This window comes from Streptomyces sp. NPDC002328 (genome assembly GCF_042890065.1).
GTDB lineage: Bacteria > Actinomycetota > Actinomycetes > Streptomycetales > Streptomycetaceae > Streptomyces.
Window position 1 is genome coordinate 15,115 of record NZ_JBIARQ010000021.1, and the last position, 20,237, is coordinate 35,351.

The window sequence follows — 20,237 nt, forward strand, 5'->3', positions numbered from 1 at the left end:
GCCGGTGGGGGCCGGCCGCGCAGTTCCCCGCGCCCCTGAGGTGGGTACCGTCACGTCGGCCGCAATGGCTGCCGCCGGCTTCCCCGAGGCCGGCGTCGTCGCGTCCGTCGGCATGGCTACCGCCCGCGCCTCGGACGCCGGCGGCCTCGCCTCGCTCGCACTGGCCTCTGGTGCCGTCGTCCGTCCCTCCCCCCTCACGGTTAGCGGCCCTGCCACTTTGGGGGCCTTTTGGTGGTGAAGGAGGCGTGGAATTCTGCGTAGTCCTCGCCGGTCATCAGGAGGGCCTGGGTGGCTGCGTCCAGTTCCACTGCTGCTGCCAGGGGCATGTCGAGTTCCGCGGTCAGCAGGGCCTTCGTCTGGGCGTGGGCCAGGGCCGGGCCGTCGGCGAGGCGGCGGGCCAGGCGTTGGGCGGCCTGGTCCGCTCCGCCGTCCTCGGCGAGTTCGCTGATCAGGCCGATCCGCTCCGCCTCGGGGGCGCGCACCTGTTCGCCGAGCATGAGCAGCCGCGTGGCGTGGCCGAGGCCGACGACCCGGGGCAGCAGGTACGCGGCCCCCATGTCGCCGCCGGACAGGCCGACGCGGGTGAAGAGAAACGCGAAGCGGGCGGTGGGGTCGGCGACCCTGAAGTCCGCCGCCAGGGCGAGGACCGCGCCGGCCCCCGCGGCCACGCCGTGCACCGCCGCGATCACCGGGAAGGGACACTCCCGTACGGCCCGCACGACCTGCCCGGTCATCCGGTTGAAGTCGAGCAGCTGGGCGGTGTCCAGGGCGAGGGTGGCGCCGATGATCTCCTCGACATCGCCGCCGGAGCAGAAGCCGCGCCCCTCCCCCGCCAGCACCAACGCCCGCACCGACCGCTCCCGGGACAGCTCGGCGAGCAGGTCGCGCAGGTCGGCGTAGGCGCCGAAGGTGAGGGCGTTGAGCTTCTCGGGGCGGGCGAGGGTGACGGTGGCGACGCCGTCGTCCCGGGTGAGGCGCAGATGCTGCCAGTCGGCGGTGCGAGCGGCGGATCCGGTGAAGGGACTCATGAGGGCGGCCTCCTCGACGAGCGTTCCTCGAACGATCCCCTCGAAATTATCACCTGTACGTGACTGTCGTCAGGAGTGCGCGATAAGCGGAGCGGGTATGCGACGAGCGTGTCACTGCGTGACCGGTCCGCGTCACATGCGTCACCGCTCGTCAATAACGCGGTAACAACGGGAGCAGGGACGCGAGGGGGGCCGTTGTGCCGGGTAAGCCGCCCGGTAACGGGGCCGACGGTCCCAAACGGCGACCCTCGTGCGCCTCTGCCGGAGGCCGCCGTACCATTCCTGAAGCTGAGAGCAGGACAGCCTGATGTCGAGCACAGGAACCCCTGCGCCATGAACGGAATCGCCTTGCACGAAAGTCCTGCCTCGCCCGCCTCCTGGCGCATCGCACTGCCGCACTCCGCCGCGGCCGTGCCGGTGGCGCGTGCGCTGATCCGTACGGCGCTGGCGGAGCTGGAGAACGGGGCGGACAGCGACACGGCGGAGCTGCTCACCGCCGAGCTGGTGGCGAACGCCGTGGAGCACACCGCAGGGGACGCGCCGATAGAGCTGGTGGTGGAGTTGCAGCCGAGCGGCTGCCAGGTGGAGGTGCACGACCCCGACCCGGTGCCGCCCGGCGATCTGACCCGCCCGTCCGGCGAGCCCGACCCGTGGCAGGAGCACGGGCGCGGGCTGCTGCTGATCCGCACCCTCAGCTCGTCGTGCGGACACCGGCCGACCGAGACCGGCAAGGCCGTGTGGTTCAGGCTGGCTGCCGTTCCCCGGCAGTGGCGTCCCCACCCGGCGTGACCGCGTCGGCCCCACCCGGCGTGACCGCGTCGGCCCCACCCGGCGTGACCGCGTCGGCCACGCCCTCGTCGTCCGCGCCTTCAGCGAGCCGCGAGTTCCGGCGGCCGTAGAGGGCGTACAGCACGAGTCCGGCCGCGAGGAACACGGCGAACTGGAGCCAGGTCGTCCAGCCCGTCTCGTACATCAGGTAGAGGCAGAAGCCGACGCCGAGCAGGGGCACCACGGGGAAGAGCGGGACGCGGAAGGTGCGGGCCAGGGTCGGCTCGCGGCGGCGCAGGGCGATCACCGCGACATTGACGACGGCCATGATCGCGAGGGTGCCGATGGTGCAGAGGTTCATCACGGCGTCCAGGGAGGCGAAGGCCGCCGGGAGCGCGAAGACGATCGCCACGATCAGGGTGCCGGCGACGGGCGTGGCGGTGCGGGGCGAGACCTTCTCGAAGACGCGCGGAACGAGTCCGTCGCGGGCCATGGACATCAGGATGCGGGTCTGCCCGTACATCACCGCGAGGACGACCGAGGCGATCGCGACGACCGCGCCGAAGGCGATGATCCCGCCGCCGACCGAGGAGCCGGTGACCTGGTCGACCACGTGGGAGAGGGCCGCGGGACGACCGCCGACCTCGTCCGCGCCGAGGGCGCCGATCGCGGCGAGCGCGACCGCGCAGTAGAGCAGGGTGACCAGGCCCATGCAGACGAGGATCGCGACCGGCACGTCCCGGCGCGGGTTCCTGGCCTCCTCGCCGGCCGTGGTGATCGCGTCGAAGCCGATGTAGGAGAAGAAGGCGGCGGTGGTGCCGGCGCCGATGCCGCCGAGGCCGGCCGGGGTGAACGGGGTGAGGTTGCCGTCCCGGAAGGCGCTGAAGCCGATCGCGCAGAACGCGACGAGGATGGCGATCTTGAGCACGGCCATCGCGGCGGTGGCGCGGGCGCTCTCGCGGACGCCGCGGACCAGCAGTACGGCGGCCATGGCGATGACGAGGACGGCGGGGAGGTTCACCACGCCGCCGTCGCCCGGTCCGGCGGAGAGCGCCGCGGGCAGACGCAGGCCGATGAGGCTGTCGAGGAGTTCGTCGACGTACTGGCTCCAGCCGACGGCGACGGCGCTCACCGACACGCCGTACTCCAGGAGCAGGCACCAGCCGACGAGGAAGGCGGTGCGTTCGCCGAGGCTCGCGTAGGCGAAGGAGTAGGAGGAGCCGGAGACGGGGATCGCGCCGGCCAGCTCGGCGAACGCGAACGCGGTGAACACGCAGGTGATCGCGGCGAGGACGAAGGAGACGACGACGGCCGGGCCGGCCTGGGAGACCGAGTCGGACAGGCCGACGAAGATGCCGGTGCCGACGATCGCGCCGAGGCCGAAGCAGACCAGCTGGAAGAGGCCCATCGTGCGGCGCAGTCCGTGGCCCTCGCGGTCGGCGCCGGATTCGGCCACCAGGCGGGCGGGGGACTTGACGCGACGGGCGGGCAGGTGAGCGGGCATACGGGTGGTGCTCGTTTCTGGTGGTGCGGGTGCGACGGGGTGACGTCGCGCGACGGCCGCGGAAGGGGTGGCTCCGGGCCGCCGGACAGCATAAGGCCAGGTGGGTCAGGTGGGCCGACCGGTCAGGCGAGTGTGGCGACGAGCACGGCCTTGATGGTGTGCAGGCGGTTCTCCGCCTCGTCGAAGACGACCGAGTGCGCCGACTCGAAGACCTCGTCGGTCACTTCGAGGCAGTCCAGGCCGTACGTCTCGTGGATCCCGCGGCCGACCTCGGTCCCGAGGTCGTGGAAGGCCGGCAGACAGTGCAGGAACCTCACGTCCGGGTTGCCGGTGGCGCGCAGGACGTCCATGGTCACGGCGTACGGGGCGAGAGCGGTGATCCGCTCCTTCCAGACCTCCTTGGGCTCGCCCATGGAGACCCACACGTCGGTGGCGACGAAGTCTGCGCCGCGCACGCCGTCGGCGAGGGACTCGGTGAGGGTCACGCGGGCGCCGCTGGTCTCGGCGAGCGCGTGGGCCCGGTCGACGATCTCCTGGGCGGGCCAGTAGCTCTTGGGGGCGACGATCCGCACGTCCATGCCGAGCAGCGCGCCGGTGACCAGGTAGGAGTTGCCCATGTTGAAGCGGGCGTCGCCGAGGTAGGCGAAGGAGATCTCGGGCAGCGGCTTCGCGGTGTGCTCGGTCATGGTGAGCACGTCGGCGAGCATCTGGGTGGGGTGCCAGTCGTCGGTGAGCCCGTTGTAGACGGGCACGCCGGCGTACGCGGCGAGCTCCTCCACCTTGTCCTGGCTGTCGCCGCGGTACTCGATCCCGTCGTACATCCGGCCCAGCACGCGCGCGGTGTCCTTCACGGACTCCTTGTGCCCGATCTGGGAGCCGGAGGGGTCGAGGTAGGTGGTGGAGGCGCCCTGGTCGGCGGCGGCGACCTCGAACGCACAGCGGGTGCGCGTCGAGGTCTTCTCGAAGATCAGCGCGATGTTCCTGCCCCGCAGCCGGCGCACCTCGGTCCCGGCCTTCTTCGCGGCCTTCAGCTCGGCGGCCAGCTCGACGAGAGAGCGGAACTCCTCCGCCGTGAAGTCGAGCTCCTTGAGGAAGTGGCGGCCGGCGAGGGCGGTCGGGGACGTCGCCATGGGGGCGCTCCAGGGATACGAGAACAGGACGCTGGAAGTCTATACGACAAGTGGCATTTCTATACAGCGCTCCGCCGGCCGCATTTCTGTACAGCGCCTTCGCCGACGCTTCCGAGCGGCGCGCGCTACACGGGCGCGCGCTACACGGGCTCGCGTTCGACGGGGCAGCTCATGCAGCGCGGCCCGCCCCTGCCCCGGCCCAGTTCACTGCCCGGGATCTCTATCACCTCGATGCCCTGTTTGCGCAGATGGGTGTTGGTGGTGGCGTTGCGCTCATAGGCGATGACGACGCCGGGCTCGACGGCGAGGACGTTGCAGCCGTCGTCCCACTGCTCGCGCTCGGCGGCGTGCACGTCCTGGGTGGCGGTGAGCACGCGGATCTCGCTCAGGCCGAGGGCGGCGGCGATCGCGCGGTGCATGTGCTCCGGCGGGTGGTCGGTGACCTTGAGCTCCTTCTCGCCGACGCCCGGCTCGATGGTGTACGAGCGGAGCATGCCGAGGCCCGCGTACTGGGTGAAGGTGTCGCCGTCGACCATCGTCATCACGGTGTCGAGGTGCATGAAGGCGCGGCGCTTCGGCATGTCGAGGGCGACGATGGTCTCCGCCGAGCCGGCGTCGAACAGTTTGTGGGCGAGCATCTCGACGGCCTGGGGCGTGGTGCGCTCGCTCATGCCGATCAGGACCGCGCCGTTGCCGATGACGAGGACGTCGCCGCCCTCGATGGTGGAGGGGTAGTCGGCCTGCCCCTCCGACCAGAGGTGGAAGGTCTCGGCGCGAAAGAGCGGGTGGTGCCGGTAGATCGCCTCGAAGTGCACGGTCTCGCGCTGCCGGGCGGGCCAGCGCATCGCGTTGATGGAGACGCCGTCGTAGATCCAGGCGGAGGTGTCGCGGGTGAAGAGGTGGTTGGGCAGGGGCGGCAGGAGGAAGTCGTCGAGTTCCATGACGTGGAAGCGCACGGACGTCGGCTCCGGGTGCTCGTCCAGGAACTCCCGTTTGGTCATGCCGCCGACGAGGGCCTCGGCGAGTTCGGGGGCGGGCAGGTTCTCGAAGGCGGCGCGGAGGTGGTCGGTGGCGAGCACCCCGTACTCCTTCTCGTCGAAGACCCGGTCCAGGACGAGCGATCTGGCCGCCCGGATCTCCAGGGTCTCGGTGAGCAGGTCGCCGAAGAGGTGGACGGCGACGCCTCTGTCGCGCAGGACGTCCGCGAAGCCGTCGTGCTCGGCGCGCGCCCGGCGCACCCAGAGCACGTCGTCGAAGAGGAGGGCGTCCTTGTTGCTGGGGGTGAGCCTTTTGAGCTCCAGATCCGGCCGGTGAAGGATGACGCGGCGCAGCCGCCCGGCTTCGGAGTCGACGTGGAATCCCATGCCTCCATCCTGGCCGTCGGGGACCGCCTTCACCCGCTTGTGGACCGATTCCGACCGAGCTTGTTTTCGTCTTCTTGACGACAAACGGCCGATCGATTATCGTCGCACTGACGAGAACGGTTCGCCCGAGGGGACTCCATGGCCGACATCACCCGGCGCCTTGGCTGGCGCCATCTGCGGGGCGCGCCCACGGCGCACATCCGTCACCACCGCTCCGGCAAGCTGGCGCACGACGGTCCCGGACTCAGCTTCTGGTTCCGCTCGCTGAGCGCCGCGCTCTCCGAAGTGCCGGTCGACGACCGCGAGTTGGCCATGACGTTCCACGCCCGTACGGCGGACTTCCAGGACGTGGCGGTGCAGGCGACGGTCACCTACCGCGTCAGCGACCCGGCCGTGGCCGCCGCCCGGCTCGACTTCTCCATCGACCCGGACACGGGCGTGTGGCGGGGCGCGCCGCTGGAGCAGCTCGGCACGCTGCTCACGGAGACGGCGCAGCAGCACGCGCTGGACGTCCTGGCCCGTACGCCGTTGTCGGCGGCGCTGGTGGACGGGGTGACGTCGGTGCGCGAGCGGGTGGCGGCCGGGCTGGCGGCGGAGCCGCGGCTGCCCGCCACCGGCATCGAGATCGTCGCCGTGCGCGTGGTCGCGCTGCGGCCCGAGCCGGAGGTGGAGCGGGCGCTGCGCACCCCGGCCCGCGAGCAGATCCAGCAGGAGGCCGACCGGGCGACGTACGAGCGGCGGGCGGTGGCCGTCGAGCGGGAGCGGACGATCGCCGAGAACGAACTGGCCAGCAAGATCGAACTCGCCCGCCGTGAGGAGCAGTTGGTCGAGCAGCGCGGCACCAACACGCGCCGCGAGGCGGAGGAGAGCGCGGCGGCGGACAAGGTGCGGGCCGAGGCGGAGGCGACGCGCACGGTACGGCTGGCGGAGGCCGAGGCGGCCCGGTCGGTGAAGCTGTCGGAGGCCGAGGCGGAGCGGTCGGTCAGGCTCGCCGAGGCGGAGGCCGCGCGGGCCGTGAAGCTGTCCGAGGCGGAGGCGGACAAGCAGCTCCGGCTCGCCGACGCCGAGGCGCGGCGCACCCAGCGGCTGTCGGAGGCGGAGGCCGCCCGCACGGTGGTCCTCGCGGACGCGGAGGCGGCCCGTTCGGTACGGCTCGCCCGCGCGGAGGCGGAGGCGGCGCGCGAGGTGGGCGAGGCGCGGGCGCAGGCCCAGGCGGCCTGGCTGCGCGTGCACGCGGACGCCGGGGTCGACGGCGTGGCCACCCTTCAGGCGCACGCGGCGGCACGGCTCGCGGAGAGCCTGCCGCAGATCGACAGCGTGACGATCTCGCCGGACGTGCTGACCGGTCTGCTGGCCAGGCTCGGCGCCGGGGACCGGGCGTGAGCCTCGCCCCGCGCGCCGTGCTGGTCCATCGGACCACGGAGTACAAGGAGTTGGTGGCCCGGCACGGCACGCACGGCCAGGCCGCCTTCTTCCTCGCCTCACGGGGCCGGGACATCGAGGAGGTCGCCGAACGCCACCGCCGCACACGGCGGGCGCTGGCGGAGGTGACCGCGGCGATTCCTCTGACTTGGCGTCAGACGTCGCTGGAGCGTGCTGACTTGGACCGTTTCCTCTTCGGCCCGGAGGACGTGGTCGTGGTGGTCGGCCAGGACGGGCTGGTGGCGAACGTCGCCAAGTACCTCGCGGGACAGCCGGTGGTGGGCATCGACACCGACCCCGGACGCAATCCGGGCGTCCTGGTCCGCCACCGTCCGCGGGACGCCGCTGTCCTGCTGCCGTCGGTGCTGGCGGCCGGCACGGGGATGTCCGAGCTGACCATGGTCGAGGCGGTCGCCGACGACACCCAACGGCTGGTGGCCCTCAACGAGATCTATCTCGGCGCGGCCGGCCACCAGACCGCCCGGTACCGCCTGGGCCTCGACGGCGACGGGGGTGTCGCCGAGGCCCAGGCCTCCTCCGGAGTGCTGGTCGGCACCGGCACGGGGGCGACCGGCTGGATCCGCTCGGTCTGGCAGGAGCGGGGAGGCGACGGCCTGGACCTGCCGGCCCCGTCGGAGCGGCGGCTCCTGTGGTTCGTCCGCGAGGCATGGCCGTCCCCGGCGACCGGGACGTCCCTGGTGGCGGGCGAACTGTCGGCCACGCACCGCCTGAGCCTCACCGTCGAGTCAGAACGCCTCATCGCCTTCGGCGACGGCATCGAGAGCGACGCGGTGGAGCTGACGTGGGGACAACGGGTGACGGTGGGGGTGTGCGAGGAGCGATTGCGGCTGGTGGGCTGACTCCCACCGACCGCAGCCGCACCCGGCTCACGCACCCCCGCCCCCGTCCCGTCGGTGGGTGTCTGTCCGTGAGGGGACGTTACAGGCGAGGGTCCACTGGTTCTGATTCCAGGGCCAGGATTCCGAATACCGCCTCGTGGACGCGCCACAGGGGTTCGCCCTCCGCCAGGCGGTCCAGGGCCTCCAGGCCGAGGGCGTACTCGCGGATCGCGAGGGAGCGCTTGTGGTTCAGGAAGCGCTGCCGCAGGCGGGCGAGGTTGTCGGGGCGGGTGTACTCGGGACCGTAGATGATCCGCAGGTACTCGCGGCCCCGGCACTTGATCCCCGGCTGGACGAGCCGTCCCTCGCCGCTCCGCACCAGCGCGCCGATCGGCTTGACGACCATGCCCTCGCCGCCGCGTCCGGTCATCTCCAGCCACCAGTCGACGCCGGCGCGCACCGACTCGGGGTCGGCCGTGTCGACGTACAGACGACGGGTGGTCTGGAGCAGCCCGGTGGTGTCGTGCTCCACCAGCCGGTCCAGGAGGGCCAGTTGTTCGTCGTGGGGTATCCCGGCGAGGCTGCGGCCCTGAACCGCCAGGATCTGGAACGGCGCCAGGCGTACGCCGTCCAGGCCGTCCGTGGTCCAGCAGTAGCGCCGGTACGCGTCCGTGAACGCGGCGGCGTCCGAGGCGCGTTCACGCTGGCGGGACAGCAGCCCCGAGACGTCGACACCGCGCGCGGCGGCGCCGGACAGGGCGGACAGCGCGGCCGGGAAGACCGCGCCGGACGCGGCGCCGACCGCCGCGTACTGCGAGCGCAGCAGCCCGGACGCCTTCAGCGACCACGGCATCAACTCGGCGTCGATCAGAACCCAGTTCGTGTCCAGCTCGGCCCACAGTCCCGCCTCGCCGACCGCCGTGCGCAGCCGCCCGAGGATCTCCTCGGTCACCGACTCGTCGTCGAAGAAGGGACGGCCGGTGCGAGTGTAGAGCGAACCCGTCGGCCCGTCCGCGCCGAACCGCTCGCGCGCCGCCTCCGCGTCCCGGCACACCAGGGCGACCGCCCGCGAGCCCATGTGCTTCTCCTCGCACACGACCCGCTCGACGCCGTCCCGCGCGTACTGCGCGAAGGCCTCCGCCGGGTGCTCCAGGTAGCCGTCGGCGTCGCTGGTCGGCGTGGGGGCCATGGTCGGCGGGAGGTAGGGCAGCAGCCGGGGGTCGACGGCGAACCGGCTCATGACCTCCAGCGCCGCCGCCGCGTTCTCCTCCCGGATCGAGATCCGGCCCTGGTGCCGGGTCTCGACGACCCGCCGGCCCTGCACGTCGGCGAGGTCCAGCGGCCGCCCGTCCCGCCCGCCGGGCGCCTCAGCGCGCAGCGGCTTCGTCGGCTCGTACCAGACCCGCTCGGCCGGTACGTCGACCAGCTCCCGTTCGGGCCAGCGCAGCGCCGTCAGCTTGCCGCCGAACACGGCGCCCGTGTCGAGGCAGATGGTGTTGTTGAGCCAGGTCGCCTCCGGGACGGGCGTGTGGCCGTAGACGACCGCGGCCCGGCCCCGGTAGTCCTCCGCCCACGGGTAGCGCACCGGCAGCCCGAACTCGTCGGTCTCGCCGGTGGTGTCGCCGTACAGCGCGTGCGAGCGGACCCGGCCGGAGGTGCGGCCGTGGTACTTCTCGGGCAGACCGGCGTGGCAGACGACCAGCCTGCCGCCGTCCAGCACGTAGTGGCTGACCAGGCCGTCGAGGAACTCCCGCACCTCGGCGAGGAACTCCTCGCTCTGGCCCTCCATCTGCGCGATGGTCTCGGCGAGGCCGTGCGTGTGCTGCACCTTGCGGCCGCGCAGGTAACGGCCGTACTTGTTCTCGTGGTTGCCGGGGACGCACAGCGCGTCGCCCGACTTCACCATCGACATCACGCGGCGCAGCACACCGGGGCTGTCCGGGCCGCGGTCGACGAGGTCGCCGACGAAGACGGCGGTGCGGCCCTCGGGGTGGACGCCGTCCACATAGCCCAACTTGCCGAGCAGCGCGTCGAGTTCGGCGGCGCAGCCGTGGATGTCGCCGACGATGTCGAACGGGCCGGTGAGGTGCGTCAGGTCGTTGAAGCGCTTCTCGGTGACGACGGTGGCGTGCTCGACGTCCTCGACGCCGCGCAGGACGTGCACCTTGCGGAAGCCCTCGCGCTCCAGGTGCCGCAGGGAGCGGCGGAGTTCGCGGGTGTGGCGCTGGATGACCCGGCGGGGCATGTCGGCGCGGTCGCTGCGGCCGGCGTTGCGTTCGGCGCACACCGCCTCCGGCACGTCCAGGACGATCGCGATGGGCAGCACGTCGTACTGCTTGGCCAGGTCGATCAGCTGCCGTCGGGACTCCTGCTGCACGCTGGTGGCGTCGACGACCGTGCGCCGCCCGGCCGCGAGCCGCTTGCCGGCGATGTAGTGCAGGACGTCGAAGGCGTCCCGGGTGGCGCCCTGGTCGTTCTCGTCGTCGGAGACGAGGCCGCGGCAGAAGTCGGAGGAGATGACCTCGGTCGGCTTGAAGTGCCGTCGGGCGAAGGTGGACTTGCCCGAGCCCGAGGCGCCGATGAGCACCACGAGGGAGAGGTCGGTGACGGGCAGGACGCGACCCTGCTTCGGGGATACCTGAGTGTCGGTCATGCTGCCTTCGCCTCCTTCTCGTTGCTGCTGTCCAGGGTGAACACGGCCATCTGCGTGGGGGGTCCGACCTCGGGGTCGTCCGGTCCCACGGGCACGAACTCGGCCGCGTAGCCGTGCCGTTCGGCCACGGAGTGCGCCCAGGTGCGGAACTCCTCGCGGGTCCACTCGAATCGGTGGTCGCCGTGCCGGACGTGTCCGGCCGGGAGGGACTCCCAGCGGATGTTGTACTCGACGTTCGGGGTGGTCACCAGGACCGTGCGCGGGCGGGCCGCGCCGAACACCGCGTACTCCAGGGCGGGCAGTCGGGGCAGGTCGAGGTGCTCGATCACCTCGCTGAGCACGGCCGCGTCATAGCCCTTGAGCCGGTTGTCCGTGTAGGCGAGGGAGCCCTGCATCAGCTTGACGCGGGACGACTGCCGCTCGCCCATGCGGTCCAGCTTCAGCCGGCGCGAGGCGATGGTGAGCGCGCGCATCGACACGTCGACGCCGACGATCTCGGTGAACTTCGGGTCCTTGAGCAGCGCCTGCACCAACTGGCCCTGTCCACAGCCGAGGTCGAGCACACGGGCGGCCCCGGTCGCGCCCAGCGCGGCGAGGATCGCGTCCCGGCGCTGCACGGCGAGCGGGGTCGGCTTCTCCTCCGTCTCCGTCTCCGCCTCGACCGCGTTGTCGATCTCCTCGACCTCGCTGTCGTCGGCCTCGGCGAGCCGCACCAGCTCCAGCCGCTCCATCGCCTGCCGGGTCAGCGACCAGCGGCGCGAGAGGTAGCGGCTGGTGATCAGCTTCTGCTCGGGGTGCTCGGGCAGCCAGCCGTCGCCGGCTCGCAGCAGCTTTTCGACCTCGTCGGGGGCGACCCAGTAGTGCTTGGCGTCGTCGAGGACCGGCAGCAGCACGTACAGGTGGCGCAGGGACTCGGCGAGGGTCAGCGCCTCCGACTCCAGGACGAGGCGCACGTACCGCGAGTCGCCCCATTCGGGGAACTCGGCGTCCAGGGCGACCGGTTCGACGTCCACCGCCCAGCCGAGCGGCTCGAACAGACGCCGTACGAGGTCCGGGCCGCCGCGGGCGGGCAGCGCGGGCACCTCGATCCGCAACGGGCGCGTCTGCGCCGGGAGTTCGGGCTTGGCCGTGCACACCCCGCGCATGGCGCTGGTGAAGACGGCGCTCAGCGCGACCGCGAGCAGCGAAGAGGCCGCATAGGGGCGGTCGTTGACGTACTGCGCGAGCGCCGCGTCGGGAGCGCCTCCGCGCCCCTTGCCCTTGCCGCGCCGGACCAGCGCCACGGCGTCCACCTCCAGCAGCAGCGCCGCCGTGCAGCGTTCGGCGTCGGCCTCGGGATAGAGGACGTGCGCCGTGCCGTAGGAGGTGGAGAACGCCTGCGCCTTGTCGGGATGCTTGTGGAGCAGGTAGCCCAGGTCGGTGGCGGGGCGTTCTGGAGTGCCTGTGGTACTGATCGTCAGGAACACGGTGGGTGCCTCGAAAGGGTTCGGAAGAAGCGAAAGCGCTGGTCGTGCGCTTGTGCGCCTCACCAACGTACCGAGAACCGGGCGGCGGCACCCCGGAATTTCCGCCTCACTCCTTCGGCCGCGTCCAGGGGGTGACCCCGAGCTTGCCGGTCGTCCCGAGGTCGAGGCGGGGGTTCACCGTCACCGGGTCGGCGCCGGCCTTGGCGCGGACCCGTACGTAGGGGACGTTCACGGGGGTGCCGAACTCGGTGGTGTTGCGCCACACCAGGTGCGCGACGGCCTTCTCGCCGGGCTTCAGGGCGACCGGCCGGGGCGGCCCGTCGGTGCTGATGCCGGTGGTGATCTCCTTGCTGCCCTGGAGGATCCGCACGCCGTCGACGGGTTCGCGGGCGTCGTCCAGCAGTTCCAGCAGCGGGTAGCCGTCGACGGTGTAACGGCCGCTCTTCGCGCAGTACTCCAGATGCAGTCCGACGACGCGCAGGCCCATGGCGGCGTCGCCCTCGTCGGCCCAGACGCGGATGCCGGAGGCGGGGCAGTCGCCGGCCGCGGCCGGGGCCTCGCCCGCGGGGACCTTGTCGACCTCGGCGACCTTCACCCGGGTCACGGGGGACGCGCCGGGCGGCAGCTCGCCCAGCTGCACGGTCCCGCGCACCGTCCGGCCGGGGCCGACCGAGCGCACGGTCTCGCGCTTGTTGGCCATGACCTCGCCGGAGCCGGTCGTGAAGTCGAAGAGGATGGTGTACGTGAGCGCTTCGGCGCCTTCGTTGGTGACCTCGAAGGCGGCGGAGACGCCCGAGCCGGCGGAGACGCCGGAGGTTCCGGAACGGGCGGGCTCGTCGAAGCCGTCGAGACTGTCGGCGGTGACGGTGAAGTCGCCCGGTTCGGAGGGGGCGGCGGACGGGGGCCGGGAGGACGAGGGAGACGAGGAGGGCGAGGAGGGCGGGGGGAGCGTCAGCGAGGTGATCCGGACGCCGTCGACAACGGGGTCGGTCACCTGGATCCGGGACGGCGAGGAGGCCGCGCCGGAACCGCCGCCTTGATCGTCGGCGCGTTCCGATCCGCACGCCGAGAGCAGCAAGGCGGCGGCGAGGGCCGGGAGCAGGAGGGGTGCGGGTCTGCGCATCCGGCCACCTCATCAGGGCACCCGGCCACCGACTGTGGCGGAAGCCATAGTTCCGGTCACAGGACTGTCACAGAGAGGCGGGGGGGGTGTGCTGCGTGCGGGACGCCGGGCGAGGGCCGTCCGGCGTCCCGCACGCGGGCGGCGGCGCGGGAAGGGTTACGACAGCTGCGACTGCACCTGGGCGGAGATCAGCTCCAGGTGGTCCAGATCGTCCAGGTCGAGGATCTGGAGGTAGATGCGCTGCGAGCCGGCCTCGGCGTAGCGGCCGATCTTCTCGACCACCTCGGCGGGGCTGCCGGCCAGGCCGTTGGCCTTCAGTTCGTCGACCTCGCGGCCGATCGCGGCGGCGCGGCGGGCGACCTCCTGGTCGTCCTTGCCGACGCAGGCCACGAGGGCGTTGGAGTAGGTGATCGCGTCCGCCGGGCGGCCGGCCTTCTCGGCGGCGGCCCGGACCCGGCCGAACTGCCGCTCGCTGTCCTCGGCCGAGCTGAACGGCATGTTGAACTCGTCGGCGTAGCGGGCGGCGAGCCGCGGCGTACGGCTCGCGCCGGTGCCGCCGACCAGGACGGGGATCCTGGACTGCGCGGGCTTGGGCAGCGCGGGCGAGTCCTTGAGCTGGTAGTGCTCGCCCTGGAAGTCGAAGTTCTGGCCGGCGGCGGTGCCCCACAGGCCGGTGACGATCGCCAGCTGCTCCTCCAGGCGGCCGAACTTCTCCTTCGGGAACGGGATGCCGTACGCGGTGTGCTCCTCCTCGAACCAGCCCGCGCCCAGGCCGAGTTCGACCCGGCCGCCGGACATCTGGTCCACCTGCGCGACCTGGATGGCGAGGACGCCGGGGAGCCGGAAGGTGGCGGCGGTCATCAGAGTGCCGAGGCGTATGCGGCTGGTCTCCCGGGCGAGACCGGCGAGGGTGATCCAGGCGTCGGTGGGCCCGGGGAGCCCGTCCACGTCGCCCATCTTCACGTAATGATCGCTACGGAAGAAGGCGTCGAAGCCGAGATCCTCGGTGGCCTTGGCCACGGTGAGGAGGGTGTCGTAGGTGGCGCCCTGCTGGGGCTCGGTGAAGATACGCAGATCCATGCCCTCCATCCTGCACCCGCACCCCCACCACCCCCACCGGTCCCCCTGCCCCACCGCCCCCTGCCCTCGCCGGGGGCCACCGCCCCGCCGCCCCGCCGCCCCGCTGCCCCACCGGGTCCGGCTGCCCCACCGGGGCCCGCCGCCCCCTGCCCCACCGGGGGCCGCTGCCCCACCGAGGGCCGGCGCCTCGCCGGGGCCCGCTGCCCCACCCGGGCCCGCCGCCCCGCCGCCCCCCCCTGCCTCGCCGCGCTCCGCTGCGCCGCCGGGGCCCGCTGCCCCGCCCGCCCGTCCCCCTGCCCCGCCGGGTCCAGCCGCCCCGCCGGTCCCCCCGCCGATCCCTGCCCCGCCGATCCCCTGCCCCGCCGGGGGCCGCTGCCCCGCCGATCCCCTGCCCCGCCGGGGGCCGCTGCCCCGTCGGGTCCGGCTGCCCCGCCGGGCTCCTGCCCCGCCGGGGCCCGCTGGACCGCCGCCCCAGCCCCGCAGGGCCCCGCTCACCTCTCCGGCAGTGCGCCCTCCCTCGCCGCCAGCTTGCGCAGCATCTCTCGGACTCGGTCTCTGGACTCGTCTGCCGCGTCGATCGCTTCCATGCACTGCCAGTACGTGCCCTCGTCGGCCGCCGCGCTGGCGATGCCGACGAGGGCGATGCCGACCTCGGCGAGCAGCACGCCGAGGCAGAGCAGCGCCTCGCGGGCGTCGTCCAGCTCCGTGAGCTGGGCGGCGCGCAGATCGCCGGGGTCTAGGTCGGGGGCGTCCAGCACCCCGCAGCCCCGGCCCGCCAGCTCGGTCAACCCCAGTGCCTCACCGCGCAGTTCGGGCGGCCCCGAGACCGCGAGCCGACTGCCGATCGCCTGGGCCAACGCCTGCGCCTGCCATACCTCCTCCAGTGTCCGAGACCCGTCGTCACCGCCTGTGAGAGCACGTCTGCTCGTCAGGATGAGCCGCACCGCGTCCATGGCCGCCCCCGTCTGTCCCGACGTGCTTCTCGCACGTCCGCCCGAACTCCCTTGTCCACTACCCAGAGTGAAGGCGTGTGGGGCGAAAAGCCAGAGGAAGGGGGAAATCTGTGGACAACAAATCTGTTTCGACCCCTCGAACGACTCCGGAGAGTGATATCGGAGTGCCGAGTTCCCCGTCAACCCACTCGGCCCACGCGACCTACGACGCCGGGAACCGCCGTTCGTTGCGGTCGATCTTCGCGTCCAGGGCCGCCAGCGGGTCGATGCCGAGCACCTCGCACAGTTGCAGCAGATAGGCGAGCACGTCGGCGACCTCGTCCGTCACCCGGTGCGCGGTGTCCGGCTCGTCCATCACGCGGGCCGACTCCTCCGGGGTCAACCACTGGAAGATCTCGACCAGTTCGGAGGCCTCGACGCTGAGCGCGGAGACGAGGTTCTTGGGGGTGTGGTACGGCTGCCAGTCGCGCGCGGCCGCGAACTCGGCCAGCCTGCGCTGCAACGTCGCCACGTCGAGATGTTCTGTCACGCGTCCAGGTGTACCACCGTGACGCCGTCGGTCCCGGCGGCCCAGGAGGCGTCGCTCACCGCCCCGACACAGCGGATGTGCCCGCGCTCGCCCATCCGCACCGCGAGCCGCAGCAGTTCACGCCGCTGACGTGCGTCGAGCGCCCGGTCGAAGCCGTCGGCGAGCACGGTGAGGGCGCGCATCGCGTCGGGCACCTCGCCGGGCGGGTCGACGTCCAGGACGCCGGGCCCGGTCAACAGCACCAGGGCCAGGGCGAGGTAGCGCAGTTCGCCGTCGCCGAGCCGGGCCAGCTCCGGCCCCGGCCCCGTGCCCCGGTCGAGCCGGGCGCGTACGGTGCCGTCGCCGACCGGTTCGGCGAGCACGTCGGTCACCGGCCCGGCACAGCCGGCCCGCACCGCGGCGATGAGCAGCGCGTGCCGCCGCACGCACTCCGTGCGGGTGCGCCACAGCACGTCGGCCAGGTTGTCGCAGCCGCCGAGCAGCCGGCCCGGACCGACGGGCACCGGGGCGCGCATCCGGTCCGGCCGGGGATCGCAGGCGAAGACGGAGCGCAGGGCCACGAGCATCTGTTCGGCGGCGGCGAGCACATGGCGCTGGGCCTCGGTCCGGCCGGCCACGCGCAGCGGCAGCAGCGCGGTGCCGAGACGGTCGTCGGGCAGGTGAGCGTGGGTGAAGAGCGAGGATCCGGCGGTGCGCCAGGCGGCCTGCACCGTGCGCCGCGCCGGATCGCACAGGGCCGTCTCCAGCAGCACCTGCCCGCCCGCGCTCAGCCGCTCCCCCACGACGCGCAGCTCGGGCTCGGCCTGGACGGCGACGTCGAGCCGGACCGGGCCGGCGGGCCCGTCGGCCGTGCAGCCGATCCGGAACCCGCGCCGCCGCTGGGCGTCGGGCCGGGCCCCCTCCGGCACACAGGCGACCGGGTCCGGGAACACCTCGTCGAGCCCGGCCCCGCCGCCGAGCCGGGCCAGAGCCTCGTACGCCCGCAGCGCACTCGTCTTCCCGCTGCCGCTGACCCCGGCGAACAGCGTCACCGGCCCCAGCGGGAACCCGGCCCGCCGATGCCGCGCGAAGGCGGAGAGGCGCAGCTCGGTGAGACAGGGACGGGTAGGACGGGGACGCGATACGGACTCAGACGAAGCAGACGCAGACGCAGACGCAGACGGCACGGGCATAAGCGGACCGTAGGACTCCGCCGTCAGGCGAACCGTTCCACCCTCGCCAGCTTCCTACGAACGGGCGACCCCGCCCGCTGACGACTGCTCACCCCCGGACGGGCCCCGCTCACACCCCGGGAATCCCCGCCCCCTCCATGATCCCGCTCACTTCCGTCCCGGGCGGGGTCAGCAGGAACACGTTCCGGTCGACCCGGTGCATCCCGCTGGCCAGGCCGAAGACGACGCCCGTGGAGAAGTCCAGGACGCGCTTGGCGACCTCCGTCTCCGCGCTCGTCAGATCGAGGAGGACCGGGATCCCGGCCATCAGCGTCTCCGCGACGTCGCGGGCGTCCGCGAAGACGTTGACCCGCAGCACGACGAACCGGCGACGGGTCTCCGTCGCCGCCTCGGGCAGCGAACGGTGGTTCACCGCCGACGGCCACGCGTCCCGGCCGCGCAGCGGAACGACCTGAGCGAGCCCTTCCCACTGTTCATCGGTGACGTCGTAGCGGTTCACCGGGACCCCCAGAACTGACTCGCACTCAATGCCTGCACCAGCCAATTCTTACGCCAAGTCACCCGTTCGGCCCAACAGCGACACGGTCCGCGACCGGTCAAGCCCGATCGAGGCCGGTTGTCAACCCCCGACTCGGGTGAAGCGGAGAGAGGCGGTCACCGAGGTGAGACCCCTGATCATGCCCAGTTGGTTCCATCCCATGCCGAACGCGGCGCGGTCCACGGTGAACTCCCCGTCGAGGGTGAGCGCGTCGGCGCGCGCGTTGACGAGGCGCGCGGTGAAGGACAGCGGCCTGCTGATGCCGCGCACGGTCAACTGACCGACGACGTGCACGGCGTCACCGTCGCGGAGTTCGGCGCTGCGGGCCGCGAAGGTGACCTCCGGGTGCTGGTCGGCGTCGAAGAAGTGCGCGGAACGGAGGTGGGTGTCCCGCTTGGCGTTTCCGGTGTCGAGGGAGGCGACGTCCAGGGTCAGGGTCCCCACGGCGGATCCGTCGGCCCGCACCTCGCCCTGTCCGGCGACGGCGGCGAAGGCGCCCTTGACGGTGACCAGGCCCCACATCGTCCTGTGCCGGAGGGCGACGGTGGAGGCGCCCGCGTCGAGCTGCCACAGCCCGGTTTCGACGGCGACGGTCATGGTTCTCTCCTGATGAGCGGACGAGTGATTCAAATTTGGATGACTCAACGCTAGCCGGTCATCCAAATCTGAACAACCCTTTCGCCCGTCCGTCCTCCAAAATTGGACAACGGATACACTCGGACCATGGCCGACCCCGAGGAGCACGCCCACGACCTGCCCGAATGCCCGTCCGCGCAAGGCGCAGGCACCGGCCTGCTGCCGGCCGAGCTGCGCGCCTGGATGCTGCTGCTGGCGGCGACGGGAGCGGTGGAGCAGCGGCTGCACTCGGTCGTGAAGGAACGGCTCGGGGTCTCGCACGACGAGTTCCTGGTCCTGTGCCTGCTGGCGGAACAGCCCCGGGCGGGCCTGCGCATGACGCGCGTCGCCGAACTCCTGGGCCGCCCCAAGACCCGGCTCACCTACCAGATCGCCTGCCTCCAGCACGCCGGCCTCGTCAGCCGCAGGTCGGTGTGCGGGGACCGGCGGGGCGTCGAGGTCGCCCTCACGGACAAGGCCCGCCGTCTGCTCGGGGAGGCGTCGGCCGCCCTGGCCTCGACGGTCTCCGAGGCCCTGGCCCACGTCATGGGCCCGGACCAGCGGGCGGCGGTGTGCGGACTGCTGCCGGGAATGACGTCCGGGGAGAAGACGGAACCGGAATCGGCACCGCCACCGGCACTGGCACCGGATACGGAGCCGCCTCAGGTCACGGTGTGACCGGATCGTCAGGTCGCGGTGTAACCGAGTTGACGCCTCATGTACGGGGTCATAAGGGTCTTCGCCTTGGCCAGCACGGACGTACGGCCGCCGAGGACCGCGGTCTCACCGCCCGGCACGGGCAGCATGGTCAGCCCGTCGGCGTGCCCGAACGGCACGATGACCGGGGTGCGGTGGATGGGCCGGTAGAGGCGGGGCTCCCTGCGGTGCCGGCCGGAACTGCTCAGGTAGGTGCGGATGTTCCAGGCGGCGAGGTCCGCCTGGGCGAGCGCGGCGGGGGTGATCTTGAGCTCGGTCGCGTCGTTGACGTCGCCGACCGCGAACACGTCGAGCCGCCCCTCGACCCGCAGCGTGCGGTCGACCTTGATGTGCCCGGCCGCGTTCAGCCAGTCGCCGTGGCCGGCCAGGCGCAGCCAGAAGGTGTTGGGGGTGGTGCCCGTGGCCCAGAAGGAGAGGTCGGCCTCGATGACGCCGCCGCGGGCGTCGCGGTAGGCGCCGAAGTCGTGGCCGGGCGACATGAAGGAGTCGAGCCGCACCTCCACGTCGTGCGCCTCCAGCCAGGCCTGCGCCCTGCGCGAGGCCTTCTCGCTCCCCGCGGAGTCGAGCAGCGCCGGCCCGGAGTGGGCCAGCGTGATGCGCGCGTCGGGCCGGGCGAGGCGGATCTCGGCGCTCAGCTCGACGCCGGAGGGGCCGCCGCCGACGACGAGGACGTGCTCGGCGGCGGCGATCTTCTGCTGGTGCGCGGTGAACGCCTTGACCGCCTCCTCGGCGGTGGTGCCGAGGAAGCGGGCGGGTTCGGGGTAGTCGGCGCCGGTGGCGATCACCACCACGTCGTACGGGAGCCGCTCCCCCGTGGCCAGCACGACCTGCCGCTCGACGGTGTCGATCCGGACCGCCTTGCCCAGGACCACCCGGCCGTCGCGCAGCAGCCGGTCGTAGGGGATGAACGGAGTCACCGTCCACTCCGGGCGCACCCCGGCGCGCAGGGAGGCGACGCGGTGGAAGAAGATCTCCTTGCGGTCCACCAGGGTGACCCGCGCCGTCGCGTCCAGCCGCTTCGCCAGACGAACGCCCGCGTATCCGCCACCGATCACCACTACGTCGGCGTCGCGCACATGACTCTCCCGTGTCTGGTGAGGACGCGAGTGCCGGGAGGCGTGGGTTTCCCCCGGCACTCGACCGTGAACGAGCGTAGCGCTTGAACTTTAAAGTTCAACTGGGGATCTGTGTGCGTTCTGTGAAGCGATGCCACGAACCTTGGTCGGCGCGGTGCCGGCCGAGCAGAACGACGAGTGGGCACAACCGCGCCATCGGCGCACCCGTGGACGAGGCCCGGGCGACGCCGATCCGGTTCACCTGATGCCGGTCTTCGGGA

Annotated in this window: 18 protein-coding genes; 4 read left to right on the top strand and 14 right to left on the bottom strand. The window is 72.4% G+C overall.

Features of this window, described 5'->3' with window-relative positions; translation table 11 throughout:
• Positions 1 to 200: 200 nt before the first annotated feature.
• A complete protein-coding gene (locus ACFYX4_RS34865; protein WP_389342163.1) occupies positions 201 to 1,028 on the bottom strand; it encodes an enoyl-CoA hydratase family protein in 828 nt (275 codons plus the stop codon).
• A gap of 333 nt (positions 1,029 to 1,361) precedes the next feature.
• Between ACFYX4_RS34865 and ACFYX4_RS34870 the strand changes: the two genes are divergently transcribed.
• Positions 1,362 to 1,817, top strand: coding sequence for an ATP-binding protein (locus ACFYX4_RS34870; RefSeq protein WP_389342166.1), 456 nt, complete (start codon positions 1,362 to 1,364; stop codon positions 1,815 to 1,817).
• On the opposite strand, the gene ACFYX4_RS34875 is transcribed toward ACFYX4_RS34870, so the two are convergent.
• The 3 genes from ACFYX4_RS34875 to ACFYX4_RS34885 all read right to left on the bottom strand — a co-directional run bounded on the left by ACFYX4_RS34875 (position 1,771) and on the right by ACFYX4_RS34885 (position 5,794).
• On the bottom strand, positions 1,771 to 3,288 hold the full coding sequence (locus ACFYX4_RS34875; protein ID WP_389342403.1) for an amino acid permease: 1,518 nt from the start codon (positions 3,286 to 3,288) through the stop codon (positions 1,771 to 1,773). The genes ACFYX4_RS34870 and ACFYX4_RS34875 overlap by 47 nt on opposite strands.
• Before the next feature lie 134 nt (positions 3,289 to 3,422).
• On the bottom strand, positions 3,423 to 4,430 hold the full coding sequence (gene argF / locus ACFYX4_RS34880) for an ornithine carbamoyltransferase (protein WP_389342169.1): 1,008 nt from the start codon (positions 4,428 to 4,430) through the stop codon (positions 3,423 to 3,425).
• A 140-nt stretch (positions 4,431 to 4,570) separates the two neighbouring features.
• Positions 4,571 to 5,794, bottom strand: coding sequence for an arginine deiminase (locus tag ACFYX4_RS34885; RefSeq protein ID WP_389342172.1), 1,224 nt, complete (start codon positions 5,792 to 5,794; stop codon positions 4,571 to 4,573).
• A gap of 138 nt (positions 5,795 to 5,932) precedes the next feature.
• Between ACFYX4_RS34885 and ACFYX4_RS34890 the strand changes: the two genes are divergently transcribed.
• Positions 5,933 to 7,177, top strand: coding sequence for an SPFH domain-containing protein (locus ACFYX4_RS34890; RefSeq protein ID WP_389342175.1), 1,245 nt, complete (start codon positions 5,933 to 5,935; stop codon positions 7,175 to 7,177).
• The gene (locus ACFYX4_RS34895; protein WP_389342178.1) at positions 7,174 to 8,076 is read left to right on the top strand and encodes a hypothetical protein; all 903 of its coding nucleotides are present in this window, start codon (positions 7,174 to 7,176) and stop codon (positions 8,074 to 8,076) included. Before ACFYX4_RS34890 ends, ACFYX4_RS34895 begins: the two co-directional genes overlap by 4 nt.
• 79 nt (positions 8,077 to 8,155) lie before the next feature.
• On the opposite strand, the gene ACFYX4_RS34900 is transcribed toward ACFYX4_RS34895, so the two are convergent.
• The 9 genes from ACFYX4_RS34900 to ACFYX4_RS34940 form a co-directional block, all read right to left on the bottom strand.
• Positions 8,156 to 10,708, bottom strand: coding sequence for a polynucleotide kinase-phosphatase (locus ACFYX4_RS34900; RefSeq protein ID WP_389342181.1), 2,553 nt, complete (start codon positions 10,706 to 10,708; stop codon positions 8,156 to 8,158).
• On the bottom strand, positions 10,705 to 12,174 hold the full coding sequence (locus tag ACFYX4_RS34905) for a 3' terminal RNA ribose 2'-O-methyltransferase Hen1 (protein WP_389342185.1): 1,470 nt from the start codon (positions 12,172 to 12,174) through the stop codon (positions 10,705 to 10,707). Before ACFYX4_RS34905 ends, ACFYX4_RS34900 begins: the two co-directional genes overlap by 4 nt.
• Positions 12,175 to 12,280: 106 nt before the next feature.
• Positions 12,281 to 13,297 carry a DUF4232 domain-containing protein gene (locus tag ACFYX4_RS34910; RefSeq protein ID WP_389342188.1) on the bottom strand — a complete coding sequence of 339 codons (1,017 nt, stop codon included), beginning with the start codon at positions 13,295 to 13,297 and terminating at the stop codon, positions 12,281 to 12,283.
• A gap of 156 nt (positions 13,298 to 13,453) precedes the next feature.
• Positions 13,454 to 14,377 (bottom strand): LLM class F420-dependent oxidoreductase, encoded by a 924-nt coding sequence (locus tag ACFYX4_RS34915; RefSeq protein WP_389342191.1) that lies wholly within the window; start codon positions 14,375 to 14,377, stop codon positions 13,454 to 13,456.
• A gap of 491 nt (positions 14,378 to 14,868) precedes the next feature.
• On the bottom strand, positions 14,869 to 15,330 hold the full coding sequence (locus ACFYX4_RS34920; RefSeq protein WP_389342194.1) for a DUF6099 family protein: 462 nt from the start codon (positions 15,328 to 15,330) through the stop codon (positions 14,869 to 14,871).
• A gap of 202 nt (positions 15,331 to 15,532) precedes the next feature.
• Positions 15,533 to 15,859: a nucleotide pyrophosphohydrolase gene (locus ACFYX4_RS34925; RefSeq protein ID WP_389342197.1), complete on the bottom strand. Its 327-nt coding sequence runs from the start codon at positions 15,857 to 15,859 to the stop codon at positions 15,533 to 15,535.
• Positions 15,856 to 17,031 (bottom strand): ATP-binding protein, encoded by a 1,176-nt coding sequence (locus ACFYX4_RS34930; protein WP_389342200.1) that lies wholly within the window; start codon positions 17,029 to 17,031, stop codon positions 15,856 to 15,858. The genes ACFYX4_RS34925 and ACFYX4_RS34930 overlap by 4 nt, the downstream gene beginning before the upstream one ends.
• A gap of 109 nt (positions 17,032 to 17,140) precedes the next feature.
• The gene (locus ACFYX4_RS34935; RefSeq protein ID WP_389342203.1) at positions 17,141 to 17,530 is read right to left on the bottom strand and encodes a cell division protein SepF; all 390 of its coding nucleotides are present in this window, start codon (positions 17,528 to 17,530) and stop codon (positions 17,141 to 17,143) included.
• 120 nt (positions 17,531 to 17,650) lie between these two features.
• Entirely contained in the window at positions 17,651 to 18,166 is a 516-nt protein-coding gene (locus ACFYX4_RS34940; protein ID WP_389342206.1) for a YceI family protein, read from the bottom strand.
• 126 nt (positions 18,167 to 18,292) lie between these two features.
• On the opposite strand from ACFYX4_RS34940, the gene ACFYX4_RS34945 reads away from it, so the two are divergent.
• A complete protein-coding gene (locus tag ACFYX4_RS34945; RefSeq protein ID WP_389342209.1) occupies positions 18,293 to 18,862 on the top strand; it encodes a MarR family winged helix-turn-helix transcriptional regulator in 570 nt (189 codons plus the stop codon).
• Between the two features lie 8 nt (positions 18,863 to 18,870).
• Here the strand turns inward: ACFYX4_RS34945 and ACFYX4_RS34950 are convergent, their stop codons facing one another.
• A complete protein-coding gene (locus ACFYX4_RS34950) occupies positions 18,871 to 19,977 on the bottom strand; it encodes an NAD(P)/FAD-dependent oxidoreductase (RefSeq protein WP_389342212.1) in 1,107 nt (368 codons plus the stop codon).
• Positions 19,978 to 20,237: the final 260 nt, after the last annotated feature.